This is a genomic window from Nitrosospira sp. NpAV, assembly GCF_000832065.1.
GTDB lineage: Bacteria > Pseudomonadota > Gammaproteobacteria > Burkholderiales > Nitrosomonadaceae > Nitrosospira.
The window spans coordinates 1-24573 of the sequence record NZ_JXQM01000016.1 but is presented as its reverse complement, the minus strand read 5'-3'; the positions used below and the strand labels follow the sequence as shown (position 1 = coordinate 24573).

The 24573-nt window shown below is 54.9% G+C and carries 28 protein-coding genes and 1 pseudogene; 14 read left to right on the top strand and 15 right to left on the bottom strand.

What is annotated here, in order from left to right; translation table 11 throughout:
- Positions 1-139: 139 nt before the first annotated feature.
- Positions 140-808, bottom strand: coding sequence for an SOS response-associated peptidase (locus SQ11_RS10295; protein ID WP_041514087.1), 669 nt, complete (start codon positions 806-808; stop codon positions 140-142).
- 68 nt (positions 809-876) lie between these two features.
- On the opposite strand from SQ11_RS10295, the gene SQ11_RS10290 reads away from it, so the two are divergent.
- Together SQ11_RS10290 and SQ11_RS10285 are read left to right on the top strand one after the other, a co-directional pair.
- Positions 877-1350, top strand: a complete 474-nt coding sequence (locus SQ11_RS10290) for a LexA family transcriptional regulator (RefSeq protein ID WP_084226813.1) — start codon at positions 877-879, stop codon at positions 1348-1350.
- A 3-nt stretch (positions 1351-1353) separates the two neighbouring features.
- On the top strand, positions 1354-2667 hold the full coding sequence (locus SQ11_RS10285) for a Y-family DNA polymerase (RefSeq protein ID WP_052494163.1): 1314 nt from the start codon (positions 1354-1356) through the stop codon (positions 2665-2667).
- 37 nt (positions 2668-2704) lie between these two features.
- On the opposite strand, the gene SQ11_RS10280 is transcribed toward SQ11_RS10285, so the two are convergent.
- From SQ11_RS10280 to SQ11_RS17295, 3 genes are all read right to left on the bottom strand, one after another.
- Positions 2705-4612, bottom strand: coding sequence for a ParB/RepB/Spo0J family partition protein (locus tag SQ11_RS10280; RefSeq protein WP_041514086.1), 1908 nt, complete (start codon positions 4610-4612; stop codon positions 2705-2707).
- Positions 4613-4696: 84 nt separating this feature from the next.
- The gene (locus SQ11_RS10275; protein WP_041514085.1) at positions 4697-5002 is read right to left on the bottom strand and encodes a hypothetical protein; all 306 of its coding nucleotides are present in this window, start codon (positions 5000-5002) and stop codon (positions 4697-4699) included.
- Between the two features lie 182 nt (positions 5003-5184).
- Positions 5185-5535: a hypothetical protein gene (locus tag SQ11_RS17295; protein WP_156972465.1), complete on the bottom strand. Its 351-nt coding sequence runs from the start codon at positions 5533-5535 to the stop codon at positions 5185-5187.
- A gap of 156 nt (positions 5536-5691) precedes the next feature.
- On the opposite strand from SQ11_RS17295, the gene SQ11_RS10265 reads away from it, so the two are divergent.
- On the top strand, positions 5692-6114 hold the full coding sequence (locus tag SQ11_RS10265; protein ID WP_041514083.1) for a hypothetical protein: 423 nt from the start codon (positions 5692-5694) through the stop codon (positions 6112-6114).
- A gap of 49 nt (positions 6115-6163) precedes the next feature.
- Here the strand turns inward: SQ11_RS10265 and SQ11_RS17290 are convergent, their stop codons facing one another.
- The 11 genes from SQ11_RS17290 to SQ11_RS10215 form a co-directional block, all read right to left on the bottom strand.
- Positions 6164-6337 (bottom strand): hypothetical protein, encoded by a 174-nt coding sequence (locus tag SQ11_RS17290; RefSeq protein WP_156972464.1) that lies wholly within the window; start codon positions 6335-6337, stop codon positions 6164-6166.
- A gap of 55 nt (positions 6338-6392) precedes the next feature.
- Positions 6393-6569 (bottom strand): hypothetical protein, encoded by a 177-nt coding sequence (locus SQ11_RS17285; protein WP_156972463.1) that lies wholly within the window; start codon positions 6567-6569, stop codon positions 6393-6395.
- A 72-nt stretch (positions 6570-6641) separates the two neighbouring features.
- Positions 6642-7445 carry an N-6 DNA methylase gene (locus SQ11_RS10260; protein ID WP_052494161.1) on the bottom strand — a complete coding sequence of 268 codons (804 nt, stop codon included), beginning with the start codon at positions 7443-7445 and terminating at the stop codon, positions 6642-6644.
- Entirely contained in the window at positions 7442-7942 is a 501-nt protein-coding gene (radC, locus tag SQ11_RS10255) for a DNA repair protein RadC (protein ID WP_041514082.1), read from the bottom strand. The genes SQ11_RS10260 and radC overlap by 4 nt, the downstream gene beginning before the upstream one ends.
- Before the next feature lie 690 nt (positions 7943-8632).
- Positions 8633-9313, bottom strand: a complete 681-nt coding sequence (locus SQ11_RS16480; RefSeq protein ID WP_052494160.1) for a DNA-binding protein — start codon at positions 9311-9313, stop codon at positions 8633-8635.
- Between the two features lie 433 nt (positions 9314-9746).
- Positions 9747-10643, bottom strand: coding sequence for an ArdC family protein (locus SQ11_RS10240; protein WP_052494159.1), 897 nt, complete (start codon positions 10641-10643; stop codon positions 9747-9749).
- A 714-nt stretch (positions 10644-11357) separates the two neighbouring features.
- Positions 11358-11708, bottom strand: coding sequence for a hypothetical protein (locus SQ11_RS10235; RefSeq protein WP_041514080.1), 351 nt, complete (start codon positions 11706-11708; stop codon positions 11358-11360).
- A gap of 121 nt (positions 11709-11829) precedes the next feature.
- Positions 11830-13053, bottom strand: coding sequence for a replication initiation protein (locus SQ11_RS10230; RefSeq protein WP_041514079.1), 1224 nt, complete (start codon positions 13051-13053; stop codon positions 11830-11832).
- A 248-nt stretch (positions 13054-13301) separates the two neighbouring features.
- Entirely contained in the window at positions 13302-13622 is a 321-nt protein-coding gene (parC, locus tag SQ11_RS10225) for a ParC family partition-associated protein (RefSeq protein ID WP_041514078.1), read from the bottom strand.
- Between the two features lie 157 nt (positions 13623-13779).
- Entirely contained in the window at positions 13780-14103 is a 324-nt protein-coding gene (locus tag SQ11_RS10220; RefSeq protein WP_041514077.1) for a hypothetical protein, read from the bottom strand.
- Positions 14100-14726, bottom strand: a complete 627-nt coding sequence (locus SQ11_RS10215; RefSeq protein WP_041514076.1) for a ParA family protein — start codon at positions 14724-14726, stop codon at positions 14100-14102. Before SQ11_RS10215 ends, SQ11_RS10220 begins: the two co-directional genes overlap by 4 nt.
- A gap of 535 nt (positions 14727-15261) precedes the next feature.
- Here SQ11_RS10215 and SQ11_RS10210 point away from each other — a divergent pair.
- From SQ11_RS10210 to SQ11_RS10155, 11 genes and pseudogenes are all read left to right on the top strand, one after another.
- Positions 15262-15555 (top strand): helix-turn-helix domain-containing protein, encoded by a 294-nt coding sequence (locus SQ11_RS10210; RefSeq protein WP_232297963.1) that lies wholly within the window; start codon positions 15262-15264, stop codon positions 15553-15555.
- Between the two features lie 104 nt (positions 15556-15659).
- Positions 15660-16625: a P-type conjugative transfer ATPase TrbB gene (gene trbB / locus SQ11_RS10205; RefSeq protein ID WP_041514075.1), complete on the top strand. Its 966-nt coding sequence runs from the start codon at positions 15660-15662 to the stop codon at positions 16623-16625.
- Positions 16618-16995 (top strand): TrbC/VirB2 family protein, encoded by a 378-nt coding sequence (locus SQ11_RS10200; protein ID WP_041514074.1) that lies wholly within the window; start codon positions 16618-16620, stop codon positions 16993-16995. The genes trbB and SQ11_RS10200 overlap by 8 nt, the downstream gene beginning before the upstream one ends.
- A complete protein-coding gene (trbD, locus tag SQ11_RS10195; protein ID WP_041514073.1) occupies positions 16992-17297 on the top strand; it encodes a conjugal transfer protein TrbD in 306 nt (101 codons plus the stop codon). Before SQ11_RS10200 ends, trbD begins: the two co-directional genes overlap by 4 nt.
- A complete protein-coding gene (locus tag SQ11_RS10190) occupies positions 17298-19793 on the top strand; it encodes a transporter (RefSeq protein WP_041514072.1) in 2496 nt (831 codons plus the stop codon).
- Positions 19783-20517: a P-type conjugative transfer protein TrbJ gene (gene trbJ, locus SQ11_RS10185; protein WP_041514071.1), complete on the top strand. Its 735-nt coding sequence runs from the start codon at positions 19783-19785 to the stop codon at positions 20515-20517. Before SQ11_RS10190 ends, trbJ begins: the two co-directional genes overlap by 11 nt.
- 202 nt (positions 20518-20719) lie before the next feature.
- On the top strand, positions 20720-22159 hold the full coding sequence (trbL, locus tag SQ11_RS10175) for a P-type conjugative transfer protein TrbL (RefSeq protein WP_041514069.1): 1440 nt from the start codon (positions 20720-20722) through the stop codon (positions 22157-22159).
- A 5-nt stretch (positions 22160-22164) separates the two neighbouring features.
- Positions 22165-22827, top strand: a complete 663-nt coding sequence (locus tag SQ11_RS10170) for a type IV secretion system protein (protein WP_041514068.1) — start codon at positions 22165-22167, stop codon at positions 22825-22827.
- Between the two features lie 17 nt (positions 22828-22844).
- Positions 22845-23771, top strand: coding sequence for a P-type conjugative transfer protein TrbG (gene trbG, locus SQ11_RS10165; protein ID WP_041514131.1), 927 nt, complete (start codon positions 22845-22847; stop codon positions 23769-23771).
- A complete protein-coding gene (locus tag SQ11_RS10160; protein ID WP_052494158.1) occupies positions 23768-24229 on the top strand; it encodes a hypothetical protein in 462 nt (153 codons plus the stop codon). The genes trbG and SQ11_RS10160 overlap by 4 nt, the downstream gene beginning before the upstream one ends.
- Positions 24226-24573 (top strand): annotated as a pseudogene (locus tag SQ11_RS10155) (hypothetical protein); the annotation flags it as partial. The gene SQ11_RS10160 and the pseudogene SQ11_RS10155, both read left to right, overlap by 4 nt.

The window sequence follows — 24573 nt, the reverse complement described above, 5'->3', positions numbered from 1 at the left end:
GTCTGGCACTCTGGCGGTCGCTGAGAAAGGCCAATCCAGTACATTTGGGTCATGGCGAAACCAAGTGGCTGGCAGGGGTCATCTTAGCCGGAGGCGTGATTGCGCCGGTGGGTTATGGATGAATTCTTAAGTCAGCCCCCTAAGCTAAAGGCTTGACGAGTTCCTCTCCCTGATTCCCCACATTTCCTACGGCAGAAGATACCGCCCATAGCTGCATCAGATCGGGTGCAAAGGGCTTCAGGATGGGCAATAGCACCTCATCCGTCGATGGCATGGGATCAAGCCAGGTATCCCAATCCTCAGCGGCCAGGACCACCGGCATGCGGTCATGGATGGGCTGCATTAGAGCATTGCAATCCGTGGTGAGGATCGCACAACTATCGACTCTCTCGCCCTCCCCTGTCGTGATGCTATCCCATATGCCGGCGAATGAGAGCGGATTCCCATCCCTGGAGGAAATATAGAACGGCTGTTTTCTGCCGTCAGCGAGCTTCTGCCATTCAAAAAAACCTGACGCGGGAACAATACACCGCTGCCGACGGAAACTTGCCTTGAACAGCTTCTTTTCATGAACGGTCTCGGAACGCGCGTTATGCAGCAGCGGCAGTTTGCCCGGACCTTTGAACCACCAGGGGATCAGGCCCCAGCGCATCATGGAACCTGCGCGCCCTTCTTCACCGTCGCGAATCACCACGATATTCGTCGTAGGCGCGATGTTGTAGCGCGGATCGAATTCCGGCATGGCGGCTGCGCGATACCAGTCTTTGAGGCTCATTCGAGGATAGGCCTGGCCGAATCGTCCACACATGATCGAGATTGTAATCCTGGCAAAAGTGGCTTTATACTGTCCGCAACATCATACTAAAAATGCCCGCCATGACTACGATTATTCCTTTCATTTCTCCCTCCAAGACCCCTGCCCTGCCTCCCCTGCCCCGCGCGGCGCTCGCTCCTACAATCTGCCGCTTGCCCTTGTTGCAGTATCGCATTTCCGCTGGATTTCCTTCTCCGGCCGACGGCTATCTTGAAGAGATGCTGGATCTCAATAGCTACCTGGTGCGCAACAAAACCGCGACCTTCTTTTTCCGGGTAATGGGCGACTCCATGACAGGCGCTAACATCCACGATGGCGACATGCTGGTGGTGGATCGCTCCATTGAGGCGAAACATCGCCATATCGTGCTCGCGGTCATCAATAACGAATACACGGTTAAGCGGCTTTATTACCATGAAGGCGTGATCGAGCTGCATGCCGAGAATCCTGCCTATGCGCCCATTCGCTTCCAGGAGCATGAAGAGTTGCAGGTGTGGGGCGTGGTGGTAGGAACAGTATCGCGCTTCGTGGTGTGAGTCATGACGGTAGCCAGCGCGATTGGAACCCCGCAGATTTTTGCACTGGTGGATGTGAACAATTTTTACGTCAGCTGCGAACGAGTGTTCAATCCGCATCTGGAAAACCGCCCTGTCGTCGTGCTTTCGAATAACGATGGCTGCTGCGTGGCGCGCTCAAGTGAGTCGAGAGAAATTGGGGTCAAGATGGGAGCCCCCTGGTTCCAGTTAAAGGAACTCGCACAAAAGCACAATATCGTCGCGCTTTCTTCCAATTACGCCTTGTACGGCAGCATGTCGGATAGGGTCATGTCGATTTTGCGCGACTACAGTCCCAATATGGAAACCTATTCCATCGATGAAAGCTTCTTAAGCCTGAATGGCCTGGGCGGCCTGTGGCCGTCAGCTTCCGCTATGGGCCAGTCGATCCGCTATCGCGTGCGGCAGTGGACCGGCCTGCCGGTATGCGTGGGCATTGGCCCTTCCAAGACGCTCGCAAAGCTGGCCAATCACATTGCCAAAAAGCAGCCCCGATTTAATGGCGTTTGCGACCTGGCATCCATGCCGAGCGCCCAAGTGGATTCTCTGTTGGCAAACATTGGTGTAAATGAGGTCTGGGGGGTAGGACGGCGCATCGGCCTGCAGCTGCATGCGGCCGGAATCACTACCATACAGCAACTGCGCGATGCCGCACCTTCCTGGCTGCGCGCGAAGTTTGGCGTGGTGATGGAGCGCACCGGCAATGAGCTGCGCGGCATCTCATGCCTGGCGTTGGAAGAAGTGGCGCCGCCGCGCAAGCAGATCATTTCCTCGCGCTCGTTCGGGCAACTAGTGCATACCTTGCCTGAGCTGAGCGAATCCGTTGCCACCTACATGAGCAGTGCCGCCGAAACGCTGCGTCGGGAAAATTCGGTCTGCGAGGCCATCCAGGTCTTCGTGCAAACCAATCCTTTCCGCGAGCAGGATCCGCAGTACAGCAAGGGCATCACGATCCCGCTGCCCAATGTCAGCTCCGACACCCGCTTGCTGGTGCGTGCCGCCCTCTTTGGCCTAAAACGCATTTACCGCCCCGGCTTCGCCTATAAGAAAACGGGGGTCATGCTGATAGGCATTGGCCCTGCTGCTGTGCAACAGCTCTCCTTGTTGCCGCAACACGGGGCTGGAGACAAGTCGCAGCGCTTGATGCAGGTCATGGATAAACTGAATGGGATTTACGGGCGCAATACCGTGTCGCTTTTTTCAGCAGGGAGCCGAAAGTCCTGGACCATGCGCCGGGAAAATATGTCACCTGGTTACACGACAAACTGGAAGGACGTGCCGGTAGCGCATGCGCGGTAACGCTACAGGCCCGCTCAGGAGCCTGTAGCGTCCCCTTTTATTGCTGATCCAGCGATACCTTCGCCTTGAGATTGTCCGGCAGCCAGCGCAGCCCCGACAAGTGTTCCTCAGCCGCCTTGACCAGCTCACCCTTCTTCAACTTTGTCAGGGTCTGAGCTATCTGCGGCGAAACCGCATCCGATACCATGCCGATGATCCTATCCTTGCCTACATGCGACAAATAGGTATCGGCGGTAGGCTCCCACCAGTCGGCCATGTCCAGATTCAAGGCGGCCATGATCACCGCCACGTCATCCGATGGCGCATGCTCCCGCCCCGATACGGTATTGATCGAGACCGCCGTGCAAAACGCCAACAGGTCGTGCAAGTCTGCAAGGTCTTGCTCCAACAGCCACCCGAACAGCGTCTTGCCACCCTGCCCTGCCGCCTCGATGCGCGCTGTCCAATACATCCGCTTTTCCTCGATTACCTTGGCTGCGCGGCTTTGTCCGATGTTCTCCGCGTCCTGCTTGAGAGAGGTTTGCTCGATATTGACCTGAACGATGCGATTCGACACGTAGCCGTTCGAGAAAACCTGCAACGCCAGCCGGTGCACGAGTGCCGCCAGCGCAATTTCCGGCCGGTTCATGATCTGCGCCTGAATCGCCGCGCTACGGTGAGCCGTCAACATGCGCGTGAGCTTTTCCGAATGCACGGGCTTCGTCGCTTCGCTCTGGCTACTTCCTCCCAACCCTGTTTCCGCTCCCTGCGCCTTGGGCAGTTTCTTCACGTCCTCTTTCCGGATCAAACCCCGCTCGATGCGCAACTCCCCCGCATGGTCAACCGTAACGATGACACCCGCAATGGCAAGGTCGGCGGCATTCAGCTCTTCTAGCGATTCATTCAATGCCGTTATCTTTCCCTGGATGGCGTCGTGCTTCTTTTCAATCGCGGCATAGGTTTCGCCGTCCTCGTCCGCTTCCTCGTCGTATCCCTCAAATTCGGCATCAATGGCTTCCATTTCGGCGTCCAGCGTATCCATTGCGGCCTGTTCCTCGGCGGTCGGTTCACGCCTGATGGTGCGCGCCCTTACGAATTCTGCCCTGTCCGCATGGTCGAACGTGGTATGGCATTGCGTCCACGCATGACCCTCGCCTTTGATGGCTTCAACCGCCTGATTGAGTTTTTCCAGCGCAAGCGATTCCAACAGCTCTGCATCCTGTATATAGCCTTCGTCCTCTTTCCCAAACAAGTCGCGGCGCAACAACCCTCCTGCGGCCTCGTATTTCTCCAACCCGACAAACTTGGCAAGCGGACTGCGCTGAATGTCTATCTCGGTTCCGGTTATCAATCGCCGGAAGGTTGAACCATTGCGCTGCCATTCGGGCGTACTGTTCCAGATGCGCTCCTGCAATTCGTGGTCTTCGGTCAGCGCCAGCGCGGATATCTGCTCGAAATTCATTTCATCCTCGGCATACAGCTTGAAGATGACCGGGGAAACATGGGTGAGTTTGAGGTAACGCTTGACCGTCAGGGGAGAGACGCCAAAGCGCGGAGCAATCTCGTCCGGCGACAGTCCCGCGTCAGTCAGATTGCGGTAGGCCATGACCAGATCGGCGGGGTGCATGGCTTCGCGTCCGGAGTTTTCCGTCAGGCTCAGTTCCAGTGCTTCCTCCTGCCCGACAACGCGGCATTCGACCGGATGATCCTTGGGCAAGCGGCCATCGGTTACGAGAAGGTTCAAGGCGGCGAGCCGACGGCCTCCGGCCACGACTTCATATTTGCCGGTTTTCTTGCTCTTTTTCACCGGCTCCGTGACGACGAGATTATGAATCAGCCCTTGGGATGCGATCAGCGCGGCCAGCTCGCTAATGCCGGTGCTTTGCTTCTTGCGCACGTTCAGGGGTGAATGCACCAGTTTGCTAATCGATACGCGGATCAATGTTGATGGGGTTGTGTTTTCCATGAAAATCTCCTGATTGAACGGTTAAAAGTGAATGATTAAAAGGGGGGAAATAATTGAAAGGCCGGTGCAAGACCGGCCAATCCGTTAGTATTCGTCGGGCAAAAGGAAGGTGGTCACGCTGCGGTCGGCTTCCGTGATGATCCACAATGTATTGTCGCCATAGCCTTCACAGGGCTTGGTTGCGTCAATCGGATAGGCTGATAAGACACGAAACCCAACGCGCACCGCTTCATTGTTGGTTGCGATATCTTCCTCGTCTACCGAACCCCAATCGCCTCGCCTATGCCGCGCAAGGCAATTTGCCATCCACACCGGATGGGTCTTATCGAGTACGCCGGGGGTTGCCACCACCTGCCCCAGTGAAAATAACGGTTGCTTCATTTGTTCCATAGCTGGCCTCCAAAGTAAGGTTGAAAAAGAGAGTCTTAAAACCAGATCCTCTCGCTCGAACCTTTTCGCTTCGCCCTGGGGCGACGGGAGTGGGGGAGTGCCCTTGCCCTCACGGGCAAGGGTTGGGAATGGGTGGGGTGGAAACGGAAAAGCAGCTAGCGCCTGTTCCTGTTGCGTTTTGGTTATCCCCCCACAAGCCCCCCTCGCAGACGAATGGGGGAATTGATGGGGGGATGGCGCAACAGGAATGGGCGCGTGCCGAAGCAGGGGTAGCAGGTGTTAAGTTGCCTCCGGCCGGAATCGCTGAAAGTATTCCGGTTCACCGCCCATGACAGGCAAGGAGTACCGCCATAGGCGGCTGGCGGGGGCTGTGACAGGGAGCAAGCCACTGGAAATTTTCGCGGGCGCGAAAATCCGCATATTCCTGGCCGTACCGCGGGCGCGGCCTTGGCCGGGGGCGCCAAGTCCCTGTGCACCCCGTAATCACGCGCGTTAGCGTAGATCGTGATTTCCGGGTCCGGCGTGATATTCATGCGCAGCGTGATCCCTACAGCCAGCCCCAAGTCCTTGGTTGATCAAGCGTTTTATCCTAAGGGAAACACTTAGTAAAGAATCAGGATTTCCCCAATATACTCAGGGCATCCACTCAAGTAGGATGAAGTCACTTTCACTCAATTTGGATTGCCGCCATGAAAACAAAATTTGGAAATGCCCTTGCAGCGTTGTCCATGATGGGTGTCCTGGTCTCGACAAGCTCATCGGTCGTGGCAGCCCAGCCTATCGACACCCCGGAAATTCGCGCTGCCGCTCAGAATGCCGCCACTCGCGGCGACCATGAGTCCATTGCAAAATACTATGAGAATTCCGCCACGCAGATGCAGGCAAAGGTGACGGAGCAAAAAGAGCTGCTGGAGCAATATGAAAACAAGAGCTATCTCTATGGCCGGCAAGCTCAGGATCTCCAATCGCACACCTCGGCGCTGATCCGTGATTACGAGAAAAGCGCGGAAGCAAGCACCCAAGTAGCCACCCTGCACCGGCAAATGGCTGCCAGGCTCAATCAAAATCACGCAGCCAGCACGCAGCTGCGTAAGTCCGCGACCGGGTTGTAACAATCCCGCAAGACCTGGCCTGATCACGCTCTCGACCTGAGAGGCATCCTCAAAACAACGTCAACTGCCCGGTACGCTTCTGTACCGCCGCAACCTCGCGCATCGGTTGCATCACCTCATCCGGCATGGCCGGGACAAGATGATCGTCGACCGTGTTCGCCTCCTCCACCCTGCCCCGCTTGAGCTTCGCATTCCAGAAACCCGGCCCATGCGCGGGAGTCAACCCGTCAGCATCGCAGGCAGCATCTTCACCTCCATTATGCCAATAGGCCAGATAACTATTTTTTGCCGCGTTTTCTTGTAGTTAGTGCTTGATTCCGGGTCGACTTCTCCAGCAAGGGACTGACTACCTCTTTGTACAGCCAGTTCCACCGTTCCCACTGCTCCTTCGTTCCGCCGAGGGTGCCCAGGGTATGGGTGAGGTAGCTATACTCGGTTATCCTGGGGTCTAGCATGATGCGCCTCCTTTTCTGGTTGATTAATCGGCGGGGACTCGACGTCCCTGCCCTCGCCCTGCACCCGGCACCTTAAAACAACATCAATTGCCCCGTGCCTGTCGGGTCCGCCGCAACCTCGCGTATCTGTTGCATAATCCCATCCGGCATGGCCGGCGCGGCATGACCGGCGTTTTCTTCCCGCTCCTGCCTGGCGCTCGCAGCCCGCTTGAGCTTCGCATCCCAGAACCCCAGCACATGCGCGGGGGTCAACCAGTATCCCCATTGCTCCAGCGACAAGGCGTTGCCATGCACAACGATTGCCGGGATGTGCAGCAACGTTAATTGCACATAGGCCATATGCACGGCGGTGGCATCGATATCGATGCAGGTTGCGTGCATCGCCTGCTGATAATTGATGCCTTCATCACGGAGCGCCTGCGCGGTGGCGATCACCATCCCCCCTGCCCCGGCTGCCGGTTCCATCACGCGTACAAATCCGCGCGCCTTGCATAGCTGGCCAGCATCACCGGACAACATTTTCGCCATCAACAGCGATACGTGATACGGCGTGAAAAACTGCCCTGCCCTGCTGTTGCCCAGCTCAAGCGCCATGAATAGCTGGCCCAGGCAATCATTCATGTTCTCTTCCAGCGATAACGTGAGGCAGGCCAGCATTTTGGGGAAGCGGGCAACTTCATCAACCTTGTAGCCTTTGACGATCTGCAAGTACCGCGCTTCCCGCGCTTCATACTGTGCCCGGTCAACCGCATTGCTAAACGACAGCGCCGCCAGTTCGCAGAAATCCTTGAAAACCGTGTAGGGATGGCGGCTGCGGCTATTCTCATCGACCAGCTTGGCAAACTCTTGCTGGTGGCGATCCAATCCGGAACTCATAACCGCCCCGTCTCGGCAAACGATACCGTCCGCATTCCGGCGACCACAATATGGTCGAGTACCCTAATGTCCACCAGTCCAAGCACATCAGTAAGGCTTTTGGTCAAAAGCTCATCCGCCCGGCTCGGCTCTGCCAGGCCGGAAGGGTGATTGTGGGCGAAGATAAGTGCGGCCGCGTTGTGGTGGAGGGCCCGCTTCAATACTTCGCGCGGGTATACGCTGGTTTGCGACAGGGTACCGGTAAACATCGACTCAACCGCTATCATGCGGTTTTGCGTGTCGAGAAACACCACCTCGAAAACCTCATGCTCTTTTTGAGCAAGCCGCAAAGTAAACAGGTTCTTTACCAGCGTTGGCGAATTCAATCCCTCGCCGGGCTTGCGTAGCTTGCCCTCAATAATCGCGAGCGCATGCGCGATAACGTCGTAATCGTTGTTCAATGCGTAGGGCGCCACATTGTCGCCAAGCGTAAAAAGGTCGGGGGTAGCGGTATTCATGTCCGGAGTCCTCGCGATTCAGGGTTAATAAAAACATCCTTTCGCTCGAACCTCTTCGCCTCGCCCTGGGGCGACGGGAGTGGGGGATAGCCCTTGCCCTCACGGGCAGGGGTTGGGAATGGGTGGGGTTGGAAAATAGGCAAATGCAAAGCCGATGTTCCGGCCCCGCATGAATGTTTATCCCCCCACAAGTCCCCCTCACAAAGGGATGGGGCGCTTGCTGGGGGGATTCTTGCGGGGTGAGCCTCGGCTTGTGCCGTCAGGGACTCGGATTCAAGTGCGTTGCGGCCGCAAGAACTTGCGGATCACAGGGCATGACAGGCAAAGCGGACCGCGCCAGCGGCTGGCGTGGCCTGTGACAGCGATAAACGAGAGAAACAAGATATTCGCACCCGCGAATATCTATCTTGCCCTGGGGGTGGATCTGTTCATTGATCTGTTTTCGCATTTGCGAAAACATGCTCCGGATCGGCCTGGTCTGATTGACGAGGCCGCTAGTTGGGGTAAGTTAACAGAGTGGCCCGGAACGGGCGAGGCTGTTAATAGTCGTTGCAAAAGGGATCCTAACCGCATGGCCGGGACTTCAGGCCCGGGGCGCTAGCGCGCCTGATCCCGGCCCGCTGACAGGAGGCGGGCGGGCTGGCAATGAAAGGACCCTTTCAGGCATTAGCCTTTTCACCCGCCGCCAGGCTATCGCCGCCCGGATAAGTCGCGGATCGTCGCTTGCTGCTCGGCAACCTGGCTACGCAACGCGTCGGCGGCTCCGGTGGCCTTGCCCAGCTTTTCAGTCAACCCCCGCACGTCCTTGCGTATCTCGGACAACTCGGCCTCGATGGCTTGTTTGCTGAGCGTCAGCTTATTGACCACCTCGCCGCTGTGATGTTTGAGCTCGGCCACCGTGGCCGCAAGCCCGGCTTCCCGGGCGGCGGCATCAATCACGGTCTGACGCGCGATTTCACGTTCCTTGAGCAGCGTGGTTTCCAGTCCCTCCAGCCGGTCGGCGTCGGCCAGCTGCTCACTTTCGAGTTGACCGATCGCCGCCACCGCTTCTTCCAGGCGCCGGTGCGTGGCCTTGATTTCGCTATCCGCTTTTTCGCGGATGGCCGCGATTTCTTTGCCGGCCTCGGTGGCCGCCGCTTGCCAGGCCTGCTCAAAGGCCAGTCTTACGGCATCCGGCATGGGAATGCTGACTGGGACCGGCACCGCCTTGCGGGTGGCTTCCCAAGCTTCAAGATGGCGGTAAATAGTGGTCAGGCTGCCCCCGCCCAGCGCATCGCGCAAGGTGGTCGGCGTGACTTCCCGGCCGCTTACCGCCAGCCGGTCAGCGGCTTCAAAAACCTGATCTTGCGTGTGGAGTGCTTTACGTCCCATGGTGGCTCCTTCATATTTAATAACGTAATTACTTTTTACGTTATGCTATTTTATCAAATAATTTGCGTTTGTCAAGTATTAAGGGCGGCGGTGCCCGGCTAGAACGTGTCAGGGGACAATGAAGGTCGCGCGTTACTTCCGAAAACTGACGTTGCTGTGATCAAAATGGCGGCTGGTGACATGACTGCTTGGCTGATATTGCCTGCCCCGCCAAAAATGTAAAATTGGTTATTTTTACCCAACTCCTCGAACAGGTAAAATCAGGCTAACTGCGGCTAATCCCTCCGAATACGGGCCCGAGCGTGCTTTAAAGCGCGAATCGTGTCTTCACCTCTAATATGTTTTCGCGTATGCGAAAACACGCCGCGAAAGCGGCCTCGTCAGTTCAGACCAGGCCGCTAATATTTTCCTTGTTGTAGATCGCTTCGCCGGCTCAGGCGGCGTGTTGTTTGTTTTGGTTGCCTTCTACCAAGTCCACGATGTAGCGATGTGCCTTACTGGCCTGGCTGGCCGCCGTGAAAATGGCGCGCTTGTCGTTCTTTAGCACCTTCAGCCATGAGTCGATATAGCCGGCATGGTTCGGAATTGTCGTCGCGGAAAAACCCAGTTCCGCATTCAGGAAAGCGCTGCCCAGCTCAGCAATCAATTCCTCGAAAGCATAGGCTTCGGTACCGAAGCGATCGGCAAAGTCACGCGCTAAACGATGCTTGGCTCCCGTCCAGTGCGTCAGCTCATGCTGGGCCACACTGTAGAATTCGATCATCGATGCGAATCGGGCGCGCTGCGGCAGATAAATTTCATCGGTTGACGGACGGTAAAACGCCTTTTCGCCTTCTTCGCAGATCACTGCGCGAGAATGAATTAAAACGGCTTCGGCTGCATCGATCTGCTGGAACTCGCTGCGCTGCGCGGCGGTTTGCGGCTTATCAATACCGTCTATCTGATCAAGATTGAACAGCCAGAAAGAACTCATCACCCGCACCGATTCGCTCTCTTTGGCGCTGTCGCCATCACCCGTCAATTCGCGTTCAATCGTCTTGAAAAAAACGCATGTCACGCTCTTTTCGCCTTTACGAATCCGGCCGCCCATGTCCGCGGCTTGTTTGTAGGTCAGCCAGCGATCGGATGAGTAGCCGTGAGTCATAGCCGCTGCCCACAATAACAGCACATTCACGCCTTGATAGGCTGCACCGGTCTTGTGGTTGCAGGGCAAGTTGTTGCCGGTTCTTGCCCAAGTTAGGCGGCTTGTCTTTCCACTTTCCAGCATGGCAATAATTGCATCCGTGATTTGTACGTACATATCTTTCTTCAAATTGGTGGGGGTTTTCATGATCTGGATTCCTCGCGATTTAGGGTTAAGAAAAACATCCTTTCGCTCGAACCTCTTCGCCTCGCCCTGGGGCGACGGGAGTGGGGATAGCCCTTGCCCTCACGGGCAAGGGTTGGGAATGGGTGGGGTTGGAAAGTAGGCAAATGCAAAGCCGATGATCCGGCCCCGCATGAAACGTTTATCCCCCCACAAGCCCCCCCTCGCAGAGGATTGGGAGGCGCTTTGTGGGGGATTCGTGCGGGGTTAACGTCGGCTTGTGCCGTTAGCGGTTAGGGTTCAAGCGCGTTGCGGCCGCAAGAACTTGCGGATCACAAGGCATGACAGGCAAAGCGTACCGCACCAGCGGCTGGCGTGGCTTGTGACAGCGATAAGCAAGCAAGACGGATATTCACGCTCGTGAATATCCGTCTTGCTTGGGGGGCGGAGCTGATCATTGATCAGTTTTCTCTTATGCGAAAACATCCTCCGGATCGGCCTGGTCTGAATTGACGAAGCCGCTAATTAGGAATTTACAAAAGGGATCGTTACCGGATAGCCGGGACTACAGGCCCCGGGTGCGCAGCACATAGAGCCCGACCCGCTGACAGTATGTGAGCGGAATTGCAAAACGGAATCCAAAGTTTATAAAAACAGCTTTTAAAAAAGGTGTACGACCAAATCAGCAAAATCTTTAACTATCTGTTATTAATGTTATTAATACAATCTAAAACCTTACTAGGGGCAAATGTGCCGACGCTGGCCAGCCACACTTTCACTCGCCGAAAGCAGCTTAACAGCCGCTACAAAATCGATGCCTAGCAAATGCATTACGAGGTCAATTCCACCCCCACCACCCTTCGCTGCCCGCACGTCATACCACTTGAGATCCGTGACCAGAACTTCCCAAGCGAAACCCAAGGAAGATGACAAAAACAGACGCACCGTCTTCCGATCCTTTTCTGGCACAAAATCTAGGTCACGACGATAAAACAGCTTTCCATCATCACGCAGCTTATCAAGTACTTGTAATAGCGGCATCGCTCGAACCCTAGCGAGCATTTCATTGTCAAAAGATTTTCGAATCATTGTTCATCCTCCAAACGTAACAAACTGACACTTTTCAGCGCAATAAACACCCATTGGGCGCTCCGCTCCCGGCTACTCGCGTTTTAAAAACGCTGGGCTACTCAGACCCAAAACCGAGCGCTCACCCATCAAGCACACGCAATATCCTCAACCCGCCAGGTAATAAGTCCAAGCACAGCGAAGTCGCCCCCTCATCACCCACCTTCCGCAGCGACGCAGTTACCTGATGTACACCGTATTTAACATCGACAACCTTGGTCGAAGACTCCCCAAGAATTGCGACGGCAACTGGCTTGAATACTTCGTCGAGCACATACTTGTAGGCGGCCACTGTCTGCCTTGTAAGGCCCGCCACGCGGCCGATAGCGGCTTGCGTGAGGGCTTCGCTCTTCTGCTGCAGGAGGTGGCAAGCGTCGCGCACCTTGGACTCAGTGACTTTGTGGCGCACGTCATGCGTGCGGGCCGCCGCAAGGCGCTGCCGTTCCACTAGCGGCAAGTCCTTGTCGAGCTGCATCACCCCACGGTGGCATCGGCCGCAGCCGGTGTAACGATCCCATGTCCATCGGGCAACAGACTTCACGGTGGCCTTGATCGACGACTGGGCGAGATTTTCCAGGAAGCCGAGCTTGTGAAAGCTGTTGCTGTTGTGGGCGTAAGCTTCCAGCTGGCGCGTGAAGTTCGAGAACGAGCCGAGCTTGCGTTCCCGATGTACGATGGAATAGGCGTAGTACCGCAGGCGCTCGAATAGGATGCAGTGCCGGGAATGGCTCACTTCGTTGAGCTGTGGTCCCCTGCCCCAAGGGCAGGTCACTGCTAGATCCACGTAGTCAGCCAGCTTGCCAAGCTCATAGACGTGACTGTGCAGCTCATGCGTGAGCCACCAAGGATGGCCGGGCGTCTTGGCCACCGGGCCGCTGTGGAAGTCGGTGTCCGCATCGAGCCGGGCAGCGACAGCCTCATAGATGGCCTTCATGTATATGATGGGCTTGCTGCGGGCGTTCTCAGTCGTGCAGATCGGGGAAATGGCGTAATAGAGGTGGCTATGGCCCGAGGTGCGATTGCGCACGATCAGGTTAGGAGCGGGAAGACCTGCTTCTTCCCAAATCATCGCTTTGTTGTGGTCAAGGTCGAAGATCAGCCAGCTCACGAAACCGGGCCTATTGACCTGCATGTAGGGGTAGCGAATGGCGTATTCGCGCGGCCGGATGCGTGTGGCTGTCTTGTCGTCAGAGCAGCGCGACAGGTATGGCGCTTCTGTCAGCACGCGATTGAGCGCGGTGCCGAACTGGAAAAAGCGGTCTGCTTGTTTGTCGTCTCTTGCCTGTATCGAACCTGTACCTGCCATAGTCCCCTCAACGCTCGTCCCGTAGGGACGTGCGAATACACTTGCGTGCAGGGTTTAAGACAAGTACAATAAAAGCAGATAGTTGCTTTATTGTATTCGTTACAAAGTTCAGCCGCCAAAGCGAACCTTGTATTTTGTACTTATCTGGGCACCCTGCCCGGTTTCTCTTCAAAGCCCGCCCGCCAAAGCGGGCTTTGTCGTTTCTGATCGTCCGTTATTTCTCGCTTTCTGGCCAGCTTTCTCCTTCTTTACGTTAATACATCCGAATCCGCCGTTGCTGCCGGTGCGCTCTTGTAGCCTCTCACCATCGTCTTGGGCACCCAATGGGCTATATCTACATGGAATCGCATGATTCCGTAGCCCTGCAAGACGCTTGCAGCGCCATCAAGGCTCTGGAAGTACCGAAGGCCACCACGGGCAGCACCCAGCACTCGCTCATTCATTCCGGCGCGCACGACGATCACGAGCCCTTTATCACCGGATTCCACATGGGCGGATGTAACCGACCCTGCGGCGACGAGTTCCTTCAAAACTTTCGGTTCGACCACTTTAGCAGTCGTTGTTAGCATCGCTTTTATACCTTATTCTGTACCCAATCGCAACAATATCAGAATTAGTAGCGTGTGTCGCTACCTTATGTCGTCATCAAATCAGGATATATAAGAGATGATATCGGATATCGTTATATATATAGATAAATAGTTAGGTATATATTTATATATATACCTATCGTTTGAGATGAGCTTCCAGCGCCTCTACTACGATGTCTTTCTCGGTGACGCGAGTACCAGTTTCCCTGCTGCGGCTTATGGCCTCGTCACGCAACCGATCCGCCAAATCTTCAGAGAAATTGAAGATTTTTTGTACCCGGCCGCGGCCACGGCGCGATACTTCCTCGATCACTGGTAAGATATTAGTGGATGGTGAAGTCAGGGCCGCTGATGCAGTTAGCGGTTTTTCAGTCTTGTCGGCCTCCCCTCCCTCAAGAAATGCGGCTGGGTCTTTGGATAGCTTGAATTGTGCCGTGTTTGGCTTACCTTTCATGCTCATGCCATCATTTCCTTAAAGAAGGCTTCCATCTCGGCGATGGCGGCTTGATCGCGGCCCAGCTCTTGAACGCTTGCACCTTCGCCTATCGCGCGCCGGAAAGCCACTCTCTCGCAGACTTTTGTAGGCAAAACAGTTAACTTTTGCTCAGCCAAAAATTCCAGCATTTCGGCAGCGTCCTTAGTGCGAGGATCCACACGGGCCAGTAACACCCGCACGTCCAATTCCGGGTTGTAGTCTCGAGCTAGTTCGACGACTTCGAGCAAGTCGGTAAGGGCTGCAGCGTCCAGATTGGATGCGCCAATTGGAATTACGGCACGCTGAGCCAATAACAGCGCAGAGCGCAATCCGACCGAATCACGGCCACCAGCATCGACGACAACGTGTTCGAAGCCACCGGCCAACTGCTTGCCCTCCGTCAGGATCGCCTTTCCTGCAAGACAGGTCGTGGTCGGCGAGGGTTCATATTGCGTTTCACGACGCCACGCAGCCCAGCTTGCAGCCGAGGCTTGCGGGTCGCCGTCGATCAAAAGTGTTTTGCCCTTGCGAGCAAGCATCACTGCCAGATGCACGGCGGTTGTGGTCTTGCCGACACCGCCTTTGGTATTCACGCATGCGAAAATCATGAGTACTCCTATAAATATACGATTCAGCAACTAGAGCGGTGTACGCAGTAAGTATATATATACATATCAACGGTTCAAATAAATGGTAGCACATAATCTATGCGCTATTGACCACAAGTAAATGATCTGTTGAAACAGATATATATATCTGTATATACCTATATATATATTTACCTACACATATACCTAGCAATTACGACCAGTGCGTTTGATACCTTTTCCCTGATATACGAGAATGCCACATCAATTCTTAGAGATACGTCCGGCAGCAAAAAGGGTGACAACATCCTTTCCTAATCTGTAACATTGTCGGTAAGTGTTACTACAACTTAAATAAAACTTTATTGGCTATCGATCACAAAATCGCGAGCTGTTCAAACAGATAAACATATATGTATATACCTATTTATATATATACCTATATAGGTATATATGCCCAATAAAGTTTGATGCCTTTACCTTGAGCCGGCACAAGCACGCCGCATCAATTCCTATACACGATTAGTCGGGGATACGTCCGGCCTGAAATACGAATATGTTATTCTCCGACGCATGCTTTAATCACATCACCATGCCATGCCATGCCATGCCAATAAAAAAACAAAAGAACAAGGCTTTAATCCTGCACGAGCGCCGCATATTTGCGCGTAATTTCAAACAAGCCAGGAAAGAGGCCGGTCTCACGCAAGAAGCTCTTTCGAGAATCACCGGTTTAACCCAAGCATTCATTAGTGATGTTGAGAATGCCAAAAGTACCATTAATCTCGATAATGCAAACGTTCTAGCCAAAGCTGTAGGGCAACCGCTCTGGCAGCTACTTTCCCCGTAGAAAAATAGCCGCCGATCTACATGAGATTCAGTTTTTATTCAAAAAGATTATATGGTATAGTATATAATATCATTATAGTATATATTCTTTAATCACAAAATCGTATGAGTAACACAGCCCATAATGAGTATCAGCGCAGGATAAACGAAAAGCTAGCACGGGAATTGGGCCCAGCGCTGTGCGGGTTACTTGAAGATCCAGCCGTAATCGAGATCATGCTGAATCCGAACGGCGAATTGTGGGTAGAACGGCTCGGCCAACCGATGCAATTGTCCGGGCATATGGCAACGTCAACCGCTGAATCCCTGATGAATACAATTGCCGCCACGCTGAAGGAAGAGTTGACCGCACGGAACCCGATTCTTGAATGTGAGCTGCCGCTTGATGGATCGCGGTTCGAGGCGCTTATCCCTCCGATAGTCGAGGGACCAACTTTCACCATCCGGAAAAAAGCCATCATGGTCTTTACCCTGGAAAACTATGTTGCAGAAGGAACCATGACCGCCGCCCAGCGCGCAACCATAGAAGCGGCGGTGCGCAATCGCAAAAACGTCTTGATCGTTGGTGGTACAGGATCAGGCAAAACAACACTGACCAATGCAGTCATTAACTACATTGTTAATGTTTGCCCGGATGACAGGCTGGTGATTCTGGAAGATACGCGGGAATTGCAATGCACCGCAAAGAACGCGGTGCTGATGCGTTCGGTAGATCAAGCCGATATGACGCGCTTGTTAAAGGCGACGATGAGATTGCGGCCGGATCGTATTTTAGTCGGTGAGGTACGCGATGGCGCGGCACATGCGCTGCTGAAAGCCTGGAATACGGGCCATCCCGGGGGCGTGGCGACATTGCATGCCAATTCGGCGGCAGCGGGTTTGATCCGCATGGAGCAACTGGTGGCGGAGGCGACTCATGCGCCTATGCAATCGCTTATTGCGGAAGCGGTAGATTTGATCGTTTCAATTGAGAAGCATGCAGGAAGCAGACGCATTAAAGAGGTTTTACAAGTGAAGGGTCACGATGGGAAAGGGTACGCAACCCAATCAACAGGAGAAACCGATGTTTAAAAACAATCCGCCGACAATGGTAGTAGCCGGATATGTGCTTGCAATTTTTGCGTTGTTCGCGGTAACTGGTGCGGCGTTCGCATCCGATGCCGCTGGCGGTATGGGCGGTACTGGCATGCCGTGGGAAGGGCCGCTTCTCAAGTTGCAGCGTTCCGTCAGTGGGCCTGTGGCGTTTGTCATCGCGCTGCTTGGCATCATAGCCAGCGGGGCAACCTTGATATGGGGCGGCGAGATAAGCCAGTTCGCTCGTTCCATGATCTACCTGGTACTGGTGATTTGCATAGTCGTATTTGCAAACACGATGCTGACCGGAGCCTTGTTCGCTGGCGCCGTTGTTCCTGACGCGGGCCTGCCGGGGCTGAAACTATGAGCAACCTTCGCCATACCCCGTTCCACCGTGCGTTGCACCGCCCCCATTTGATATGGGGCGGGGATCGGCGGCTGATGCTCACCGCCTTGTGCGTATCCATCACGTTGATGATTGTGTCCATGAATACGGTGTCGTTTCTGATTGGTTTGGCAATCGGCCTGATTTCCGTGTATGGACTGCGGAAAATGGCAAAGTCCGATCCCCTCATGTGGCAAGTCTACTTGAGGCAGGTCAAGTACCGGGGCTACTACGCGCCGTTTTCCAGGCCATGGCGAATTGCCAAAACTCCGAGAGTCTACTAAATGTTAGCACTTGCCCCTTTCCGGTCGAAAGCCGCGGGCCTTCCCGATCTGCTCAACTATGCCGCCCTGATTGATGAAGGCATTGTGCTGGGCAAGGATGGGGCGCTGCTGGCAGGGTTTTTCTTCAGAGGCGATGACGCCGGCAGCGCTACCGATGCCGAGCGTAACTATGTGACGGCACAGGTAAACAGATACCTTACGCAACTGGATTCTGGCTGGGCCGCGTGGATAGATGCGGCACGGTTGCCTTCTCCCGGTTATCCGGCGCCGTCCGAGTCCCATTTTCCTGATCCCATTTCGGCGATGATCGACGCGGAAAGGCGGGAACTGTTCAAGCGCGATGATACGCACTATGAAACCGAGTATGCGTTTGTGCTGCAATTCCTGCCGCCGCTTCAACGGGAATCAAAGCTGCTGGACATACTCTACGATGATGATGGCCGAAAGAACATCGCTCCGGGTGACCAGATCCTTGCCGACTTCAAGAAAAAGTTGGCGGATTTTCAGGATGGGGTAGGGGATCTGCTGCATATGCGCCGTATGAGGTCAATCACGGCGGGAACCGATGATGATTCTTACGAGAGCGATGAGCTTGTCAACTACCTGCACTTCGCCCTTACCGGTGAGACAATGGCGCTTCGGATTCCCTCCTGTCCCATGTATCTTGACTCATGGCTGGGCTATCCGCGGCTTTGGCCCGGCGATACGCCCAAACTGGGCGAGCAATACATTTCATGCGTTGCAATCGATGGCTTCCCTTCGTCGTCGTCTCCCGGAATTCTGTCATTGTTTGAAGGCTTGCCGGTCGCTTACCGTTGGTCGTCGCGCTTTATATTCCTGGAACAGCACGAGGCCATTGCGGCATTGAAGGGATTCCATCGGGTTTGGCAGCAAAAGGTGCGCGGGCTCTGGTCCCAATTGGTCAAGTCCAACAGGGGCGTAATAGATACCGATGCGCTGGCAATGACGCAGGAAGTCGAGCATGCGATGGCGGACGCGCGATCTGGTGTGGTGTCGTATGGGTACTACACACCTGTTGTCGTACTCATGAGTGAGGATCGGCAACTGCTTGAAGAGCAGGCGCGGTATGTGCGCAAGGTAATTATTGGCCGCGGCTTCAATGCGCGGATCGAAACGGTGAATACGCTTGAGGCATGGCTAGGCACACTCCCAGGCCACGCCTACCCGAACGTTCGCCGCCCGTTGATCCATACGCTGAACCTGGCCGACCTTCTGCCGTTGGCGGGGATTTGGCCGGGACTGCGGGAAAACCCTTGCGAGTTTTACCCTGCGGGTTCCCCGCCTTTGATGCACACGGTAACAACCGGAGCAACCCCGTTCCGGTTCAATTTGCATGTTGGTGATGTGGGGCATACGTTGATTTTCGGACCTACGGGCGCGGGGAAATCCACGCTGATAGCCGTGATCCTTGCGCAATTCCGCCGCTATCGCAGCCGTGCGCGGCCAGACGGCACTACGTTGCCCGCCACGGTGACGGCGTTCGACAAGGGCCGCTCCCTGTATGCGCTTTGCAAGGCCATAGGCGGACAGCACTACGATATCGGGTCCGATGACGGCAAGGACTTGGCATTGTGTCCGCTAGCGGAAATAGATGCGGTGTCCGACGCGTTGTGGGCTGAAGAGTGGATTGGCACTTGTTACGAACTGCAAGCGGGAGAACCGCTTACGCCTCACCAAAAAAATGAGGTACATCGCGCCATTACGCTCTTGAGGGATGCGCCCAGGGGCTTCCGCTCCCTGACGCATTTTATTACCACGGTGCAGGACACGGCGATTCGGGATGCCTTGAAGCATTACACGCTTGAAGGTGGGATGGGCCATTTGCTCGACGGGAGCGAGGATTCCCTGAATCTGTCCAGTTTTGTTGTGTTCGAGGTCGATGAGTTGATGATGCTCGGCGAGCAGAATGCGATACCGGTACTGCTTTACCTGTTCCGGCGTTTCGAGAAATCGCTTACGGGCCAGCCGGCCATTTTGTCGCTCGATGAAGCATGGGTAATGCTGGGGCACAAGGTCTTCCGGGAGAAGATGCGGGAATGGCTGAAGGAGCTGCGCAAAAAGAATTGCGCCGTGATCGTCGCAACACAAAGCCTATCCGATGCCGTCCGATCTGGGTTGATCGACACGCTGCTGGAACAATGCCCGACCAAGATCCTCTTGCCGAACAAGGAAGCCGATCTGCAAGGGACCGAGGAGAATCCGGGACCGGCGGAACTCTATCGCATGTTCGGACTGAATGACAATGAAATACGGTTGCTCAGCAATGGGCAGTACAAGCGGGATTATTACTACAAGTCCCCGCTTGGCCGCCGCATGTTTCAGTTGGGATTGGGGCCGCTGGCACTCAGCTTTGTGGCGGTGTCCGACAAGGATACGCTGCGGGAAGTGAAGGCGCATGAGGAAGAGAATGGAGTGGATTGGCCTATTCACTGGCTTGTCAAAAAGGGGGTCGAGTATGCGAAATATGTCAAATAAGTCATGGATTGCAGCATTCTTCTTTTTGCTGGCTGCCTGGATGCACCCGGCCAAGGCGTTTTTGGGTGTCGGGGACGTGGTAACTGATCCCGGACTTACGGGGCAAGTCATCGCAGCCGAAGTGTCGCGGGCAGGGCAAGCCGTGACGATGATACAGAACCAGATTAATCAGTATCAGACGATGCTACAAAACACGTTGGCTTTGGGAGATCCGGTGTTTAAGCCATTGGGCGATACTTTGCGCACGTTGCAAAACGTGTATGTGCAAGGCCAAAGCCTGATGTGGCGAGCCCAAAATGTTGATTCGCAATTCGGCATCATGTATCCGAACTATCAGTCATACCTGGGCACGATGGGGCGGGGCTCATCCTACTTTTCCGACAAATACCGGGCATGGTCGGATAGAAATCAGCAAAGCATTCGCACCGCATTGACGGCTACCGGATCTCAAGTCGATGGCATGGAAAGCGAACAGGCCATGCTTCAACGGCTTGTCCTGCAATCGAATACGGCGGGTGGCCAGATGCAAGCCCTTCAAGCCGCGAACCAGATAGCCGCCAACCAGGCGGAACAGATCATGAACTTGCGCTTGCTGATAGCCGAACAGAACCGGCTCCAGGCGAATTTCATGGCACAGCAGATTGAGGAACGAGCTGCGGATAATGCGAATAGGGCGTCATTTCGTGCGTCAAAACCAACCAACTCACCCGATGGGGGATTTTAAATGAACGTAAAATCGATGTTGTTATATGCCAGTCTTGTATGTGGCGGTTTTGGTGCTGGCATGATTGTTTCGCCTTTGACAAGCGAGAACGAGTCGGCTGTGAGTCAAACTGAGGCTCAATCAATGCGTGATTGTGAGTCCGCTCGCGGTCATACCCTGCAAAGAAGCACTCCCCGCAATACCCCGGATGGCGGTTTCTAGCATGACGCGGGGTGTTCAAATCGCTTTGGCCGGGCTAGCAATAGCCTTGTTGATAGGTTGCGATCTTGCAATGGCGCAAGCCAATTTGCAAGATGCAAGCGGTACGTTTAAAGGGTTGCTTGAGCTGATACGGAACAATTCTTACCAATGGAGCGGGCGCCTCCGCGATTATGCGGTTAGCTTGTTCTGGATACTGGCTGCCATTCAGTTGGTGTGGACGTTTTTCCCATTGGTGTTACGGCAAGCCGAGCTTGGGGAAATACTCGGTGAGCTCGTGCGTTACATCATGATAATCGGCTTCTTTGCCGCGCTTCTGATTTATTCGGTTCAATGGGCCGAAGCCATCGTGAACAGTTTCAGGCAAGCAGGGGCGCAAGCTGCAGGGGTCGGAGTACAGCTTCACCCCGGAGATATGTTTGGCATGGCTGTAGAGTTGGCAAGAACGGTAGGTGACATCGAGACGTGGAATCCCTTGACCGGCATGATGGTAGCCATTGCCGCGATCATTGTACTGTTGTGTTATGCGTTCATCGCCGCATTCATGGGATTGACGCTGATAGAGTCGTACATCGTGATCAATGCCTCCGTGCTGTTTATGGGGTTCGGCGGTTCGCAATGGACGCGCGAGTATGCCATTTCTATGATGCGCTATGCGTTGGCGGTCGGGGCGAAGCTGTTTGTACTGACGCTGATTGTCGGCCTGATCATGGAGTCCACGCGGGATTGGCAGCGGGCTTACAACCATGACGAAACAAGCATGTGGACAATGGTGGGCCTGGCATTGATATGCGCTTACCTTTCCAAAACCATACCCGATCTGATTCAGGCGCTGATCAGCGGAACCTCTTCAAGTGGCGGCGCGATTCTTGGCGGGATGGCAGCGGCCGGCATGGCAGGAGCTGCGGCTGCAATGGCAACCATGTCCTCAACGGCTGGCTCATCCGGTCTACTTGGCGGCGCCGGCAAGAGTGTTTCTGATCTACTCAAATCGAGCGGTTCCGGTTCGGGGAGTCCAAGCGGTTCATCAATGAATTCCATGATGGGCAGCGGCGGGAGTGCATCTGCCGGACCATCGCCGAGAGTAGGCGGCGGAACTCGTCCCGGCCCGGCTCCAGGTCCAGCAGCCGCACCCGGTTCGACTCCGGGAGCGGCATCAGGCAGTACCCCAAAAGGCGCGAGTGCGGCAACAGTGGCGCATATGGCGACTTCCGGCGCGGTTCGCACTGTCGGTACATTAGCTTCAATGGCCGTGCCCGGAATGGAAGGTTCCGAGTCATTATCCGTTGGCCCACCGCCGCCCCCGCGTGATAGCAGTCTGTTTGAATCGTTGGGCGAAACCCCGAACAACATTATCCGGCCAGTGCCTGCTCCGGTTGCAGAGGCGCCGGCAGTGATCGATACCCTATCAAGCCTTCAGGAAGCGCTGAATAACAGAGGATAACTGTCATGAAAAAACCAGCAGCAGATAACCCTTATTTGAATGGCCGGCTCGAATGGAACGAACGGTACGGCTCTTATATCAAGTTGGCGCACCAGTGGCGCATGGCAGCGCTTATAAGCGGGGTGGGGCTTATTATTGCCGTGTCCCTGCTTGGGGCCGTGTCGCTTCAGCACAAGGTCGTGCCATACGCGGTTGAACTCAACGAACATTCGGAGATTGTGCGGGTGACTCGCGCTGATGAGATGGCTACGCCGACCACGAATCAAATTCGCGCTTCATTACGCAACCTGATTATTGGAGCGAGAACGGTGTATGGGGACCGTCGCGCACAGGAGAACCAGATCAAGGTGGCGTACGCGATGATTCTCCCGGATAGCGCAGCCTTTCAGGCGCTGACCACGTTCCATCGCGAAAACAATCCGTACTTGCGATCACAAAAAGAAACGGTGGAAGTCGCTGTCAATTCGGTGCTATTGATTGATGGCAATACCTGGAAGGTGGAATGGACTGAAACCACAAAAATGCTGTCGGGCCGTGTCCTGGAATCAAAAGTATGGCAGGGGTCTTTCACAGTGGTAATTGTTCCACCCGCCGATGATGGGCAGATTCTTGTCAATCCCCTTGGTGTTTACGTGAAGAGCTTCTCGTGGGCAATCCGGCAGCTATGAAAATGAGGACAACGATCATGAGGACATATTGGATAATTCCGCTGGCATTTGTTGTACCTGCCGTGGATGCGCAGATGGTGCCGCATATGGTGCCGCCGATTGAGAGAACGGCTTTAGCGGTGCCGGCAATCGAGGCGGCGCCGGCGCAGATCCAGCTTAACGACAAGGAACAAAGGGCGCTTGCCATCGTGAGGGAATGGAGGAACAACCCTGACAAGCCACGCCGGTCTGCCGATGGCACTGTGATGTACCTGTACGGGGCCACGCTTCCGACCCTGATCTGCACTCCCTTGCACACTTGCGCAATCAAGTTACAGCCTGGGGAAGTGGTCAACGATGTGCATGCGGGCGATGCCGCGCGCTGGCGCATCACGCCTTCAATGATCGGGAGCGGTTCGTCAGCGATCACGAATGTTATTGTGAAGCCTACCGATTCAGGTCTGACCACGAATCTTATTATCACAACGGACAGGCGCAGCTACACGATCCTGCTTAAAAGTGCGCGTATCGAGTGGATGCCGTCCATAGCCTTCGACTACCCGGATGAGCAGGAACGTACCTGGGCGAATTACAAGGCGAATCAGGGCCGTGTTGTTAATGCTTCGACGTTGACGACCGGGGAAAATACTGCCGCGCTCGATTTTAATTTCCGCCTTGGCGGCGACAATCCGAAGTGGAAACCACAACGGGTGTATACCGACGGCACGAAAACATACATTCAGTTTCCATCAGCGAACTTTGCGGATGAAGCGCCGGCGCTGGTGTCCCTTGGCAAGGGCGCATCCCTCTGGTCCGGGCCTGCGCCCCAGCTTGTGAATTATCGGCTTATCGGTGACAGGTATGTAGTAGACAAGGTACTGCGCAATGCAGCCTTGATTTCCGGTGTGGGGAATGCTCAGGTAAAGGTCACAATTGATTATCTTGATGGAGGTCAATCGCGATGAAAATAATCGTCTTGATGATGTGCCTGTTCACGATTTCCGGGTGCGCGGCTCTGAAGGAAAAGCTGGAGGCCATAGCAGAAAGAAATAGAGGGTACGGGTCATATGTGGCGCCCGATATCAGCAAATCGGATGCAGACGAGCTGACAATGGATATGTCGCAATTCCTGATGAACCAGTTGCCCGCCGCCAAAACCACGCTTGAGCTTGAGCCGCTGAAAAATCCGCTTCATGCAATGTTGCTTGATCAGCTCGCTCGTAAAGGTTTCGGCATTGTGGAAAGCATGCCGCAAACCGGGCAGCAGGGGGAACAGCTTCGTTACCTGGTAACGCGTCTGGATCGCGGTCTTCTGGTGCGTTTGCGGTATCAAGACAAGGAAGCCAGCCGGTTTTATGATCGTACAGTCGATGGCCGTCTGTCCCTTCGTACCGGCTATACGATACGCGAGGCGGCAAAGTGAGCAATCCTGTCCAGGTAGCTGAAGATATGCCCGGCTCGCCGGATTACCTTGAGACGCCGACGAAGGGCAGGGGGGTGCGCCGCCTTAACCGCATTCCGGCAATGATCGGGTTATCATTGATGGCAGCCGGCGTATCGGCTGTTTCTTACACCTACTATGAGCGATCATTGGAAGCGCAGCGCGCCGCATCGAATGCCTCTACCGAGGTTACGAAAGTTTCAAGCGTGGCGATTCCCCCGGTTAACCGGCCAGCAGGGCCGGACGTGAGCCTGCCCTATGAGGCACCTGTAGAAGCGGGTCAGGGTTATCCGGTGGCCCAGGGTTATCCGATGCCACAAGACGAG